The organism is Sphingorhabdus sp. EL138 (assembly GCF_945890115.1).
Classification (GTDB): Bacteria; Pseudomonadota; Alphaproteobacteria; order Sphingomonadales; family Sphingomonadaceae; genus Sphingorhabdus_B.
On the sequence record NZ_CAMDCK010000006.1, the window covers coordinates 19181 to 32330 of the forward strand.

A 13150-nucleotide genomic window follows, 5' to 3' on the forward strand; every position below is an offset into this window, starting at 1 on the left:
TTCATATCCTGCTCTATTTCTGTTGTTAAAGCTGAGTCTAGCGCGCTCATGCACCTGTCATAAGGTATGTTCGTTTGACGGCCGTAAAGTCCAATTTTGCTTGGATCGCTGGCTGTGTACATCGGCATTATGCAACGGTCGGAAATATAGGTTGCGGGTAGGTACGGAGTCGATTGTTATGAGTTATATGCGTGAATTCAAGGGGTTCGCAGGTATTCGTATCGAAGCTGATGATATTGGGTCGGCAGATGATCCTTCGATCTTATTGCTTCATGGTGGGGGGCAGACGCGAAAAGTTTGGGCGGATGTTGCCGACGCGCTGCACCAAGCCGGTCGCCATGTCATCAATCTCGATTTGCGTGGGCATGGCGGCAGCGAATGGCCAGAAGATGGACGTTATGACTTTGACGCCTACGTCGAAGATTTGCGCGCAGTTCTGTCGCAGATGCGCACAAGGCCGGTTGTCGTTGCCGCCATGCTGGGCGGATGGATCGCAACAATCGCGTTGGCAGACGAGGCTGCAACGCTGGCCGCTGGGCTCGTGCTTGTTGATCTGCCAGCGACAGATGATGTTGCGATGGCCAAAGCAGCGTCGGAAAAGCTTCGTGAGTCAGTGACGTCAAGTCTTGGCAACCCAGAATTTGATGTGCGGATTTTTGACCAGTTCGAGATGACTGGGGTGACCGATCGGATCGCGCTGGCGGCTCCGCAAATCAACATCCCGGTTTTGTTCGTGCGTGGCGCGCTCAGTGAACTTGCAAATAGCGAGCAGGCAGCGGCCTTCGTTAGCCAGTTGTCCGATGCCGAATCTGTCGAGGTCGAAGATAGCGGTCTTCTTGTTACCGCCGAGCGTGTGGATAGCTTTAATGGTTTGCTGCTAGATTTTCTTGAACGCAAACAGCCGCGCTTTGTACCAGAATTTCGTAAAGGTTCAGACGCACGAACGTTTCGCGACGCTTTGGGTTGTTTTGCCACCGGGATTACTGTCATCACTGCGATGGATCCGATGGGTAAACCCATTGGATTGACCGCTAACAGTTTCACCAGCGTATCACTCGATCCGCCATTGTTGCTTGTTTGCATCGCAAACGCCGCTGGCAGCGCCCCAATCATGCGGAACGCAGACCACTTTGCTGTCAATGTGTTGCAGATTGGTCAGCAACCAACGTCGAACCGTTTTGCCGGCAAAGGTGAAGACCGGTTCGCCAACACACCATGGGAAGTCGGCGAGTTCGGTACGCCGGTCCTCACAGGGTCTCTGAGCAGCTTTGAATGTGAACGCGATGCTTTGCACGACGGTGGCGACCACTTTATCCTTGTCGGTCGCGTGCTTAAGGCTATGTTTGAGCCCCGGCGTGATCCTTTGCTATATTTCCGCGGTAAATACCGTAGATTGCATTTTGCCTGAGGGTAAGCGAGCTAAAATCCTGTCCCTTGGTAGGTAGCGATGCCGTTGGTATTGCATAAGTGTCCTCCATTGTATTGGGAGAAAATGGCCATGCTTGGCGTTCAGGTTACCGAAGCTCCAGCCCACGTACCCAACGATCTGGTTCGCGACTATCCGATCAAAATGGGCGGCACTATAGATGAAAATCCGTTTGACCGGATCATTCCCGATATTCACCGCACGATGCCACCGATCTTCTATTCTCTTGATGCGTATCCAGGTGGGACGCCCGCTTGGATTGTCCGGCGAGTTGAGGATTTGCAGACAATTTATTACGATACTGACAGTTTTTCCAACAAGGATTTTGCGCCCTTTGCGTTGCTGGTGGGTGAGACGTGGAGCTCGCTTCCTGCCGAAACTGACCCGCCGATGCATGCACTGTACCGTAAGTTCGTTAACCCCATTTTTACGCCCAAAAAAATCAACGTGCTGGACGAGAAAATCCGGCAATATGCCCGTGAATATTGCGCCGCGATTAAGGCGAAGGGCAGTTGCGAATTCATGGCTGACTTTGCTTTTGAATTCCCGATCAAAGTGTTCCTTGAACTGATGGGGCTTCCGCTTGAAATGACGGCTGAATTTCTCGAATGGGAAATGGGGCTGCTGCACACCAACGACCTGGGCGTCATCGCCGCGAGCACGCGCAAGGTCGTAGATTATCTACGTGGCGAGATTGCCGACCGCAAGGCCAATCCACGCGACGACCTTATCAGCTACGGCGTCACCGCCGAAATCGACGGTCGTGCGCTGACCAATGATGAATTGGTTGGCTTCACTTTCAACCTGTTTATCGGCGGTATGGATACCGTATCAACCAACATCGCGTGGCAGTTCCGTCATCTTGCCGAACATCCCAATCATCAAAATACACTACGCAACAACCCATCGATGATCCCCGATGCGATAGAAGAGTTGATGCGCGCTTATCCCGCCGTGACGACATTCCGGACGTGTGCAAAGCCGGTGACGGTCGCCGGCGTTACTTTCCAACCGGGTGACAAAATCGCGATGCCCACCAGCCTCGCCGGGCGCGATCCGGAAGCTTATGACAATGCCGATCAGGTGATATTGGACCGCAAATCGCGTTATATGAGCTTTGGCTATGGCCCGCATCTGTGCGTGGGCATGCACTTGGCGCGCCGTGAAATGCGGATCGCGCTTGAAGAATTTCTTGCTACGATACCCGAGTTCCGCATCGCCGACGACGCGGTTGTTCAAACTCACACTGGCGGCATATTGCAGCCGGTAACGCTTCCCCTAGTTTGGTAAACCATTGGAGCTTTCCGGCCTGTTCAAAGATGCACGGACTTTCGGTGATTTTGAAGATCGAGCGGTTTCCCCCGAGCTGTTGCGGATCCTATATGATAGTCTAAAATGGGGACCAACCTCCGCCAATAGCTGTCCAGCGCGGTTTGTGTTTGTGACTTCGCCATTAGCAAAAGCCCGGCTGTTACCGTGCGTGAACGCGGGCAATATCGAAAAGGTGAAGTCGGCTCCAGTGACGGCAATTATCGCGGGCGACACGCGCTTTTACGAATTTATGCCGCAATTATACCCAGCGCGCGATTTCAAAGCTTTGTTTCAAAATAACGAAGCATCAGCGAAAGATCTGATCGCGCGGAATGTACCAATGCAAGGCGCCTATATGATTATCGCCGCCCGCGCGCTCGGGCTGGATTGCGGACCAATGTCTGGTTTTGAATCCGAGAAAATTAATGCAGAATTTTTCCCTGATGGCCGCTGGAAGGTAAATTTTATCTGCAACCTTGGTTATGGTGCAAAAGCCGGGCAACATTCGCGTAATCCACGCCTTACTTTCGACGAGGCATGTGTGATTGATTGATCGGATGGCCGATTCACACAATAGCGTTTTGGTATCACCTAGGTCACTCTGTGACATTCATGCCCCCTTGCAAATGCCTTTGATGGAAGGCATTCTTATTGAAATTTCGGTGAGAGGATAACGCTATGATTACGACGTTGCTTATTGCGGCGGCAGCAGCCACGAATCCGATTCCGAATGACTATAGTCTTGCGCAAAACTGGCTATGCCGACCCGGTCGCCGGGATGCGTGCACGGTCAATACCGACATCACCGCGATCGCAGCGGACGGAACCATCGCCGTCCGCAAATCGACAAAGGCTAGAAATCCCAAAGCTGACTGCTTCTTTGTCTATCCCACCTTATCTTCCGATGAGGGGGGTAATAGCGACATGGTTGCCAATGATGAGGAACGCAGGGTCATCGAGACGCAATTTGCCCGATTCGGTGAAACATGCCGGACCTTTGCGCCGATCTATCGCTCGGTGACGATCTCGGCACTACGCGCATTACTGATGGGAAAGCCAATTTCGACCGACCGCGAACTTAATTATAACGATGTTCGGGATGCTTGGCGGCATTATCTTGCGACCGATAACCAGGGGCGGCCGTTTGTGCTCCTCGGTCATAGTCAGGGCGCGGGATTGCTAAAACGGCTCGTTGCGGAAGAAATCGATGGCAAGCCAACTCAGAAATTAATGCTCTCGGCGATGCTGGCAGGAACGAATGTGCTGGTTGCGAAGGGTAAAGAGCTGGGTGGTGACTTTAAATCTACACCGCTGTGCCGCAAGTCGGATCAAACTGGCTGTGTTCTGGCGTGGGTAACATTTAGGGAGGCTGCTGTTCCGCCTATAAACGCAAGATTTGGACGTACTGACATTGCGGACCGCGAAGTCGCTTGCACCAATCCGGCTAAACTGAGTGGCGGCAATGCTCCTTTGCAAGCTGTGCTTCCAAGGGAGAGTGTCGGCGCTGACATGGCAGTGTCTCCGACATCGTGGACGAGTGACCAGAAGCTGATCACAACCGGCCACGTAAGCGTGCCCGGACTGTATTCAGGGCAGTGCGTTTCCGCAAATGGCGCAAATTATCTCGCCGTAAGGCTTAGCCTGGGGCTTCCAAATGGACGGGTCCTTGACCCGGGCGGCGACCTAAAATTTGGTCCCATGATCGCCAAAGACTGGGGTTTGCATCTGCTTGATATCAACATCGTACAGCAGGATATGGTCGATTTAATCGGGATTCAACTATCCGCCTGGGAAAAGAGCAGGCCGTGAATTAGTTGTTCCCGGGACGTACCAAATGCCGTTGCAGGGCAGGCTATGGGCCCAGCACCCCCTTGGGGCGCCGGGCCGATATTCAAAATCAGTAAGCGCCAGGTGGCGAAATCTTGTCGCCCCCTGCGATATCGCGGCCATAGATCTCATAACCAATCGTTGGGATATTCTGGATGTGGCGCAGGGCCATTGAGACATCCCTCCAATAGCGGCTGATGGGCTTATCAAGCATGAAGCCTGACGACCCTGTCTGAAACATCAGCGATTCCGATGCGCTGTGGATCATCTTGATCATCTGGGCACATTGTGCACGATGTCGGGCTTTGTCTGCGATTGTCAGCTCGGCACCGGTCAGCGCGACTTTGTCCAATTCGCCCACAAGATGGAACAGGACCAGCTTGGCGGTATCGAGCATGGCGGCTGCCTCACCCAGATCACGCATATATGCTCCCGAGCCGGTGCGCGGGCCAATGAGAGTAGTGAGAACAGGCTTGCCAGATTCTGCAGTTACGATTTCCAGCATGGCTTCAACCGCGCCGATCAACTGCGCGATGCCGGTGGTCCGCACAACCGGAACCACGGGCAGAACGTCCGACGGGGCACCAAAATGTCGCTTGGTTCGGTCAATCTGGCCCGCGCGCTCGTTCATTAACACCATCTGACCTTCGGGGATGAACACGTCGGTCGCGACGCTGATATCCGATCCCGTGCCCTGCATTCCGGTGACATACCAAGCGTCCTTGATTGTGAGATCCTTGAAAGGAATATAGCACATGCTGATACCGGGAACGACCGGGCCGTCATAACCTTCCAGCACAACGCCCTGCTGAGCCCAAGTGGACTGGCGAGAGCCAGAGGTGTAGGGCCAGGAACCGTTGATGATCCAGCCGCCGTCAACTTTACGGGCCTTACCGGGTGGGTTATAAGCACCGCAAACGGTTGCCGGGCCATTTGCAAAGACGACATCCTGGACGCTGTCTGGCGCGAGGCTCGCGACCCAGCTGGTTCCATTAATGATTTGCGCCACCCAGCTTATAGACGGATCGCCTTTGGCGATTTCGATCTGCATTCTACAAAAATCGGTCAAAGAAAGACCGACGCCACCGAGGCGCCTCGGTAACAAAGCGGATAGGATATTGTTGTCGAACAATGCTTTCTCCGCCGTCTTAGTCGGCGCGCGAAGTTTCTCGCCAGCGGCGGCTTCGGCCTGAAATAGCGGGCGGAGTTCTTTCGCCTTGGCAATCATCGCGTCGGCTGTGGCGCGATCGGCAAAGGTTGTAAGGTCTTCTGTTCTCAAGTTTGCAACGGTAGCCATATTCAGTCCTTTCCTATGTCTTTCTGTTCTTGCGCGATTTTTAGCGCCCATTTCTGCACATTTTCGGCGGTATCGTTCCACACTTGCAGCCACTCATCGCTGGCGGGCACGAGCAAGGTGCTGAGCTGCATCCTGACCAGGGTTTCGACAAAGGCATCACGGTTGAATGCTCCGCCGACCAATTTTTCAAGATAATCGAACACCGGATCGAGCGCATCGCGCACTGCGATTTTGTAGCGCCCGAACCGACTGCGGAAAAAGGCTAAGTGAAAGCCGGGCTCTACTTCAAAAACCCGATCTGGCGAGTTTTCGCTAGTGTAGCGTGCGTAGAATTGCATTACTGCTTTGAAGCGCTCGATAGGGTCGGCGATGCCTTGCCCTGCGTCACGGATACCGTTCTCAAAACCAGTGCACACAAACTCGCTGACCGCCGCTAGCACTTCGTCTTTATTTGAGAAATATCTGTACAGCGTGCCACGTGAAACGCCGCTTGTGTCGATGATATCGCTCATCGATAGCCGTCGCGCCCCCCGGTTGGCGATCACATCGATCGCGCCGCTAAGGATCTTAATGACGCTGGGAGAAAGATCGACATCATGCGCTATTGTGGGCCAGGGTTCAGGATATGCTTCGGCGGCGACCAGTCTCATGTGCCACCCTTTTCCAGTTCTTCGAGATTATGTGGAATACTCACATAACCGGGCAGATTTTGTCCGCCATCGACGTTGATCATTTCGCCGGTAACAAACCGAGACATTTCTGATGCGAGGAAGACGACTACTGGACCGATGTCCTTTTCGGGGTCGCCTGCGCGTTTAAGAGGATTGGAAGCCACAACAGTTTCCATAAACCCGGGAACATCTCTCACAAGCTGGGCAAACACCTGTCCAAGTCCGGTCGGGGCAATCGCGTTAACACGGATGTTGAAACGCCCCCACTCAACCGCTGCACTGCGGGTCAGTCCCTCAATACCAAGCTTGTTAATATTGTAGTCACTATGCAGCCATGCGCCGGTCTGGGCATCAATCGAGCTGAAATTTATGACTGATCCCCCGCCGCGCTTTTTCATATGTGGGAACGCCGCCTGCATCGCCCACCAATTGCCCCAAACGCCGATCTCCAGAGTCCGGCGTAACATCTCATCGGTCTTGTCCTCAAGAAGAACACCAGCGGAGAGCAGCGAAGCGTTATTGACGAGGATATCGAGGCCGCCAAAACTGTCGACCGCCGCCTGAACCATTGACAGAACGTCGTCCTTGACGCCCATGTCACCTGCGAGGCCTATGGCTTTAGAACCAAAGTCACGCTCTATTTCGGCGGCAACGGCTTCCGCAGTTGCTCCGTCGCGTCCGCTGATCAGCACTGAAGCGCCTTCAGATGCAAGCGCGCGCGAAATACCATAACCTAGACCTTTTGCGCCACCTGTGACTATTGCGACTTTTCCTTCGAGCAATTTGTTCATGCCAGTTCCCCCACTTTTGTATCCATTTCCACACGCTGTTCGGTTTTTTGGCGGGTCAGAACATAGCCGCGAACAAAACCTCGATCGTCGATGAATAGATGTTTGTCGCCGTCTACATCACTTTCCACACTGTGCCATTCGCCGACACAATTGCGCGCGGGGGGCAGCAAGTTGACCGGCAGCAAAGTTGTTTTTACTTGAACGGCCAAAGGCGGAAAGCGAATTTCAGTCGGTGTGCCGAGCGCACTTTGCGCAATCCCGCGTGCCGCCGCCATGATCGGAGTGACATAAGCGGAAATGCCGTGCTGATATTCTGCACAATCGCCGATTGCGTAAACATCGGGGTCGCTTGTCTGGCCATATTGGTTGACCTTGATACCAATGCCGATGTCAATTCCGGCCTCTTGCGCCAGCGCAACATTGGGACGAAGGCCAACCGCCGAAAGTACGAGATCGGCTTCGATGTTGCTGCCATCATCCAGCGTTGCGACATAGCCTGCCCTATCGCCGACATAATTGATCGCTACTACTTTGCGGTCCAGATGCCATTCGACGCCTTCGCTTGCCAGCGCGTCGCGAACGCTTTCCCCTACAGCGGGCGGAACTAACTGCGCGAGGGGCAAGGTTAAGATATCAACAACTACGACCTGATAATGGTTCGTAATCAGGTCATTTGCGAACTCTGTTCCAACAAGGCCCGAACCCATTATCAATACGCGAGCTTGATCAGGAAGCTGCTCACGGAAATACGCGTAATGATCCAGCTGGTTCACCGAAATAGCCCGGTGCGCGGCGTCGCCTTCGATTGCGGGTCGGTAAGCAGCCGCGCCCATCGCAAGAATCAGCCTGTCATAGGGGATCGGGCCGCCTGTCGTACAGAGTGCCTTACCCGCCCGGTCAATCGATTCCGCCTCCCGACCGATACGCGCGTCGAGCTTCAACTGGGCGATCATCTTTTCGGCGCTTGAAGTCACTAAAGTTTCCGAGGTGTTGCCCTTGGCCAAAGCAGTCGACAGTGCTGGCTTTGAATAGAAATGGCCGTTCTCAAGCGTTACCATCGTCAGCTTGGCGTCGGGCGATAGTCTGCGCAATTCGCGCAGCACACCGAACCCGGCTAATCCGCTGCCGACAACCACAATCGAGGGTGGGGCGGTTTTTCCCATAAAGCTTAAAGAAAGACCGCGAGGTTAGACATACCCAGAACAGACTGATCGACAATGACTTCACGCTTTACCAATTTGTAGGCTCCATCTACGTCGCGCCAAACGTCACGACGCTCAGCAGTCAGCCGTTCATTTTCCGGATTGTCTCCGCGGCTACGTTCTAAGAAGAGATAGCTGACGACTTCATATTCCCCTGCGGTTTCAAGTTCACCAATTCGGACATTGCTAACGAAACGGCGGCAGCGGGAAGGCGGATCTTCCGCCCATGCACTCTTTTGCAAACGCCCCGTCCGCATCATGATCGACCCGTAATCTTCGTCGAAATGAAACATCGTACGCATAACATCGCGGTCACGATTTGGGCCGGTGCGGGTTAGGCGGATGGGCGCGGTGTAGATAAGCTCAGCGTCAAGCATCGCAGTCCAATCATCGAAACGCCGTTCATCAAGAGCTGCAGCCTCATCATATAATGTCTCAAGCAGCGCATTATAAACCGACGAGCCCAAAAGCACACGCGAGCGTGACGCAAGGCCACGAAGGATCGTGGTGGAATCTGGCGATGCCGTTGATTTTGTTTTCCAGGTCATTACTTCGATCCTCCCTTCACGCTTCGCTCATCAGCTTGTGATATGCGAGCCACCAGTTCCACTGCGTATCGTCTTTGGTAAAACCGGGGTACAGCAAGCCTCCACCCTTCCAGCCTTCGGGCCGTTCATGCCCATGCAGCGCCTTGTATTTCAGCGTCATATGCTTACTAACACCGCCGCGTGCATTGCGCATGATAACAGGCCAGACGTCGGCATCATCCTGTTCAATAGTACCCGATGTACCGGTCGATTGAATCGAATTTTGTAGCATGTCTCGCTTCATCTGCTCGGGCGCATCTTTTTCGGCAAAGATGAAGTTTACAAACTCGACTTTGTCCGGGCCCTTCGGCACATAAGTGTGTAGCGCAAGTGCACCTGACGATCCGCCGTCCATGCGTGGCGCAAAGATAAAGGCAATCAAAATATTGGGGAACATACCACCCACTTGCGGCGGAATGGTTGCGAGCTGTTCAACTTGATCTTCGGAAAGATTATTGAACAGCTGCGGGATCATTTCCTTGGTAATCCCAGGAGGTGTCAGCAAATTGAGCCGTTCGACAGTTGACTTGCCTTCAAACGAAATGTCGGCGAACATTTTGAAGGTTTTCTCTGCCTCTAGGCAGCGCAGCGAGTGGCCCTGTTCGCAAGACACATCAACACCGTACATGCCGGGAGCCTGATCATAGATCGACTCCGCCGTGCCGCCCATGATACCGCCCTCCATTAGCGAGCGGTGAAGAGTCAGTGTGTGAAAGCCATCCGAACCGGATTGTTCGCCAGGCACTTTCCAATTGCAAGGAATGACGAAACGTTGCGGTGGGCCGAGCAGTTCGAGGCCGTTATCGGTGCGACAAAATAGCTGATCGAGATAATATTTCATGTCGCCCAGATATTCGTCAAACGACGGGCCATCCAAATTCCAAGTCGCAAAAATCATCCCGCCATATAGCGCAACGCGGGCTTTCTTGAGTCCGAGTGTCGCCTTATCAACGTCATTGCCGTGCATTTTTTCGCGCTCGACCGGCGCACCTATAAAATCACCATTCGGCTTGAACGCCCATCCGTGATAGATGCATTGGTGGATAGGCTTATTGCCTGCTTCGCCCAAACAAACGCGCATTCCGCGGTGCGGGCAGACGTTGAGCGAGACGTTGACACCACCTTCCCGGTCGCGTGCAATGATGACATTGTCTTCGGCCATGTCGCGAACAATGAAATCGCCGGAATTGGGAATTTCACTTTCGTGGCCGAGCAGCAGCCACGTTTTTGCAAAAATTCGCTCCATCTCGATGTCGTAAAGCTCTTTATCCGTCATCACGCGTAACGACACCTCGTTCGAGTCACGCATTATAAGATCGTCGAGGGTAGTTCCGTCGCTAAGCGTAAGGCTAGATTTCTGAAGCATGGCGTCATCTCCTAATCGCACATATTATTTGGCGTTGAGCGGAGTTATACATATTGAATGAAATCTGTTCAAGATGTAATATATAAAAAACAGAATCGTAGGAGATAGGAATGTCGAACCAGGGCAAATTCAAAGTGGTGATCAACAAGCCGGCATGTTGCGGTTATGGCGTTTGCGCAGAAATCTGCCCCGACGTCTTCAAGCTCGATGAAAACGGCATGGTCTATGTCGATGACGAGATCGTCCCCGGTGGCATGGAAGAGCTCGCAAAAGAAGGTGCCGACGCCTGCCCACAATCAGCATTGAAGCTGGTTGCGGTTTGATGCGGGAGGACCTTGCGCCGCTTTTCAAGGATTTTTCCTGTGGGCAGCTAACGCTCTCGAACCGGTTTGTAATGTCGCCGATGACGCGTCAATTTTCCCCAGATGGCGTTCCGGGTGATGATGTCGCGGCTTATTACGCCCGGCGGGCTACAGCCAAGGTTGGACTGATTATTACCGAGGGCGTTGGGGTAGATCATCCTTCCGCGATCGGCCATGGGTCGATGGGCGAAGAAAATATCCCAATTCTGCACGGCGATGCGGCCTTGGTAGGCTGGCGCAGGGTGGTGGACAGCGTTCACCGCGCAGGCGGCAAAATCATCCCGCAACTCTGGCATATGGGCGAATTGCGGACTGAAGGCACACCGCCGTTCCCTGATGCCAAATCCATGCGCCCTAATGACATGAGCGAATTCGAGATCGCCGACATCATCGCGGCGTTCGTACGCAGCGCCGTCAATGCGAAGGCTGCGGGCTTCGATGGCATCGCGCTACATGGCGGGCATGGCTATCTTATCGACAGTTTTTTGTGGGCAGGAACCAATACGCGCGCAGATGCGTATGGTGGGGACATATTGCGCCGCACGCGTTTTGCGACCGAGCTTGTCAAAGCAATCCGCGCCGAAGTCGGCCCCGATTTCCCGATCCTGTTCCGCATTTCGCAATGGAAGTTGCAGGATTATGATGCGATGCTGGCAAAGACATCTGAAGAGCTGGGCTTGATAGTCGAAGCACTTGCAGCAGCAGGCGTGGACATATTCGACGTCAGCACCCGCGTGTTTTCGTTACCCGCCTTTCCTGGTTCCGAAATGGGGCTGGCCGGATGGGTGCGCAAACTGTCCGGTAAACCAACGATAACCGTGGGCGGGATTGGCTTCGACAAAGAGCTTGCGGCAAGCTTTGTTCAGCCGACACAGGCGATCGATAATCTCGGTGATGTCGTGCGGCGGTTTGCAGCTGAGGAATTTGACCTCGTCGCTCTGGGCCGTGCGTTGTTAATGGATCCTGCATGGGTGCTGAAGGCGCAGGCAGGAATGCCATTCGAGCCGTTTGATATCTCGTCCTACAGTCGGCTTGACTGAACCCCTAAAACCCCTCGGACGTCGCGTAGATATGCATCCGGGCCGCATTGGCGTTGCCAGTTTGCTCGCACATGAACAGGATAGCACGGGCTATGTCATCGCCGACCATCGGCGGGATATATTCGTCCCAGCCAGCTTGACCATGCGCTTTCATATCATCGAAAATTTCGGTCGTGGTGGTCCCCGGTGCTACCAGTCCGACGCGCACACCGCTGCCGGCTAGTTCGATCCGCAATACCTCGGTGAAAGCATCCAGCGCGCGTTTTAGTCCTCCGTAGACCCCAGTTCCGGCGGAGGTGATGCTTGCACCGATGCTCGATAGGTTGACGATTTGACCGCTGCCGTTGGCCTTCATATGCCGCGCAAACAGGATGCTGTTGCGCACCACGGCGGAGTAGTTGATCGCTATCAACGGTTCCAATTCTTCCAGATCGAATGTGTCGACAGGACTGGTGCGCAATATGCCCGCATTGTTGACCAATATGTCGATAGCGCCGAGTTGCGCCACTGATTTATCGAGCAAAGCCTGCGCCGCGTCGGGGTGTGCCAGATCAAGCATTACAAAGCACGCGCCGTTACCCAACTCATTCGCCAGCGCTTCCAACCGCTCTGAACGCCGCGCCACCAGCATCACTCTGGCCCCCGCACCCGCAAGCCTTCGCGCAGTTGCCTCGCCAATGCCAGAAGATGCGCCAGTAATAACCGCTGTTTTTCGGCTAAGCGTTCCCATGTACCCGTTCCTAACCAAGAAAAACCGGAACGAACTGCCGACGCGCAATTCGCCAGCCTGCGCCGGTGCGGATCAGTTGATCATCATAATAACCGATGCCGTGATGCACCGGGCCGCCGTCATTGATCGGCATCAGCAGCGCGTCGACATAGGACCGCGCATGCGCCTGTCCGCCTACCATTTCGGTCTCGATATTGGTTATCCGGTGCAGCGTCGGCCCGACGTCGGCGTGCACTTGCTTCATATATTGCACAATTGCGGCAGGACCGGTCCATTTGCCAAAACTGCCATAATCGCATTCGCAATCATCTGAAAAACACGCGCGCAATTTCTCCCAATCGCGCCGGTCAATCGCGCATCCGTAAGAGACAAGCAGCGCGCTGATCGCCCGTTCGTCTTGCGCGCTAAGGGCGTGGCCGCCGCTCTTCATGACATTCATCCCGCTCTCCGCCACATTTTGGCCCACGCCTATTTTTGGTGCTGTCAGTAACTTAGGGCGTGCGCGCCAGGGCTGGCCCTTCTTTGGATAGGCGTTTTGCC

The 13150-nt window shown here is 54.1% G+C and carries 14 protein-coding genes; 6 read left to right on the forward strand and 8 right to left on the reverse strand.

Going from position 1 to position 13150, the window contains the following annotated elements; translation table 11 throughout:
- Positions 1-178: 178 nt before the first annotated feature.
- The 4 genes from Q0O07_RS03995 (at position 179) to Q0O07_RS04010 (ending at position 4546) form a co-directional block, all read left to right on the forward strand.
- Positions 179-1408, forward strand: coding sequence for an alpha/beta fold hydrolase (locus tag Q0O07_RS03995; protein WP_295490643.1), 1230 nt, complete (start codon positions 179-181; stop codon positions 1406-1408).
- Positions 1409-1492: 84 nt separating this feature from the next.
- Positions 1493-2716: a cytochrome P450 gene (locus Q0O07_RS04000; RefSeq protein WP_295490645.1), complete on the forward strand. Its 1224-nt coding sequence runs from the start codon at positions 1493-1495 to the stop codon at positions 2714-2716.
- 4 nt (positions 2717-2720) lie between these two features.
- Positions 2721-3290 (forward strand): malonic semialdehyde reductase, encoded by a 570-nt coding sequence (locus Q0O07_RS04005; RefSeq protein ID WP_295490648.1) that lies wholly within the window; start codon positions 2721-2723, stop codon positions 3288-3290.
- 125 nt (positions 3291-3415) lie between these two features.
- Positions 3416-4546, forward strand: coding sequence for a DUF3089 domain-containing protein (locus Q0O07_RS04010; protein WP_295490651.1), 1131 nt, complete (start codon positions 3416-3418; stop codon positions 4544-4546).
- Between the two features lie 88 nt (positions 4547-4634).
- Here the strand turns inward: Q0O07_RS04010 and Q0O07_RS04015 are convergent, their stop codons facing one another.
- From Q0O07_RS04015 to Q0O07_RS04040, 6 genes are read right to left on the reverse strand one after another with little or no spacing between them, the layout of a single operon-like run.
- Positions 4635-5861, reverse strand: coding sequence for an acyl-CoA dehydrogenase (locus Q0O07_RS04015; protein ID WP_295490654.1), 1227 nt, complete (start codon positions 5859-5861; stop codon positions 4635-4637).
- Between the two features lie 2 nt (positions 5862-5863).
- A complete protein-coding gene (locus Q0O07_RS04020; RefSeq protein ID WP_295490657.1) occupies positions 5864-6511 on the reverse strand; it encodes a TetR/AcrR family transcriptional regulator in 648 nt (215 codons plus the stop codon).
- The gene (locus Q0O07_RS04025) at positions 6508-7323 is read right to left on the reverse strand and encodes an SDR family oxidoreductase (protein ID WP_295490660.1); all 816 of its coding nucleotides are present in this window, start codon (positions 7321-7323) and stop codon (positions 6508-6510) included. The genes Q0O07_RS04020 and Q0O07_RS04025 overlap by 4 nt, the downstream gene beginning before the upstream one ends.
- Complete coding sequence (locus Q0O07_RS04030; protein WP_295490662.1) at positions 7320-8486, reverse strand: FAD-dependent oxidoreductase; 1167 nt, start codon at positions 8484-8486, stop codon at positions 7320-7322. Before Q0O07_RS04030 ends, Q0O07_RS04025 begins: the two co-directional genes overlap by 4 nt.
- A gap of 5 nt (positions 8487-8491) precedes the next feature.
- Positions 8492-9073: a 3-phenylpropionate/cinnamic acid dioxygenase subunit beta gene (locus Q0O07_RS04035; RefSeq protein ID WP_295490665.1), complete on the reverse strand. Its 582-nt coding sequence runs from the start codon at positions 9071-9073 to the stop codon at positions 8492-8494.
- Between the two features lie 16 nt (positions 9074-9089).
- On the reverse strand, positions 9090-10478 hold the full coding sequence (locus tag Q0O07_RS04040; RefSeq protein WP_295490667.1) for an aromatic ring-hydroxylating dioxygenase subunit alpha: 1389 nt from the start codon (positions 10476-10478) through the stop codon (positions 9090-9092).
- Positions 10479-10588: 110 nt separating this feature from the next.
- On the opposite strand from Q0O07_RS04040, the gene Q0O07_RS04045 reads away from it, so the two are divergent.
- Positions 10589-10801, forward strand: a complete 213-nt coding sequence (locus Q0O07_RS04045) for a ferredoxin (protein ID WP_295490670.1) — start codon at positions 10589-10591, stop codon at positions 10799-10801.
- Positions 10801-11880, forward strand: a complete 1080-nt coding sequence (locus tag Q0O07_RS04050; RefSeq protein ID WP_295490907.1) for a 12-oxophytodienoate reductase — start codon at positions 10801-10803, stop codon at positions 11878-11880. The genes Q0O07_RS04045 and Q0O07_RS04050 overlap by 1 nt, the downstream gene beginning before the upstream one ends.
- 4 nt (positions 11881-11884) lie before the next feature.
- On the opposite strand, the gene Q0O07_RS04055 is transcribed toward Q0O07_RS04050, so the two are convergent.
- Positions 11885-12610, reverse strand: coding sequence for an SDR family oxidoreductase (locus Q0O07_RS04055; protein ID WP_295490672.1), 726 nt, complete (start codon positions 12608-12610; stop codon positions 11885-11887).
- Positions 12611-12620: 10 nt separating this feature from the next.
- Positions 12621-13049: a nuclear transport factor 2 family protein gene (locus Q0O07_RS04060; RefSeq protein WP_295490674.1), complete on the reverse strand. Its 429-nt coding sequence runs from the start codon at positions 13047-13049 to the stop codon at positions 12621-12623.
- Between the last annotated feature and the right edge of the window lie 101 nt (positions 13050-13150).

Excerpts from the sequence above, each read along its gene's own strand:
- Q0O07_RS03995 (WP_295490643.1), top strand. The coding sequence starts at position 179 with ATGAGTTATATGCGTGAATTCAAGGGGTTCGCAGGTATTCGTATCGAA.
- Q0O07_RS04000 (WP_295490645.1), top strand. The coding sequence starts at position 1,493 with ATGGCCATGCTTGGCGTTCAGGTTACCGAAGCTCCAGCCCACGTACCC.
- Q0O07_RS04010 (WP_295490651.1), top strand. The coding sequence starts at position 3,416 with ATGATTACGACGTTGCTTATTGCGGCGGCAGCAGCCACGAATCCGATT.
- Q0O07_RS04015 (WP_295490654.1), bottom strand. The coding sequence starts at position 5,861 with ATGGCTACCGTTGCAAACTTGAGAACAGAAGACCTTACAACCTTTGCC.
- Q0O07_RS04020 (WP_295490657.1), bottom strand. The coding sequence starts at position 6,511 with ATGAGACTGGTCGCCGCCGAAGCATATCCTGAACCCTGGCCCACAATA.
- Q0O07_RS04025 (WP_295490660.1), bottom strand. The coding sequence starts at position 7,323 with ATGAACAAATTGCTCGAAGGAAAAGTCGCAATAGTCACAGGTGGCGCA.
- Q0O07_RS04030 (WP_295490662.1), bottom strand. The coding sequence starts at position 8,486 with ATGGGAAAAACCGCCCCACCCTCGATTGTGGTTGTCGGCAGCGGATTA.
- Q0O07_RS04035 (WP_295490665.1), bottom strand. The coding sequence starts at position 9,073 with ATGACCTGGAAAACAAAATCAACGGCATCGCCAGATTCCACCACGATC.
- Q0O07_RS04040 (WP_295490667.1), bottom strand. The coding sequence starts at position 10,478 with ATGCTTCAGAAATCTAGCCTTACGCTTAGCGACGGAACTACCCTCGAC.
- Q0O07_RS04045 (WP_295490670.1), top strand. The coding sequence starts at position 10,589 with ATGTCGAACCAGGGCAAATTCAAAGTGGTGATCAACAAGCCGGCATGT.
- Q0O07_RS04050 (WP_295490907.1), top strand. The coding sequence starts at position 10,801 with ATGCGGGAGGACCTTGCGCCGCTTTTCAAGGATTTTTCCTGTGGGCAG.
- Q0O07_RS04055 (WP_295490672.1), bottom strand. The coding sequence starts at position 12,610 with ATGGGAACGCTTAGCCGAAAAACAGCGGTTATTACTGGCGCATCTTCT.
- Q0O07_RS04060 (WP_295490674.1), bottom strand. The coding sequence starts at position 13,049 with ATGAATGTCATGAAGAGCGGCGGCCACGCCCTTAGCGCGCAAGACGAA.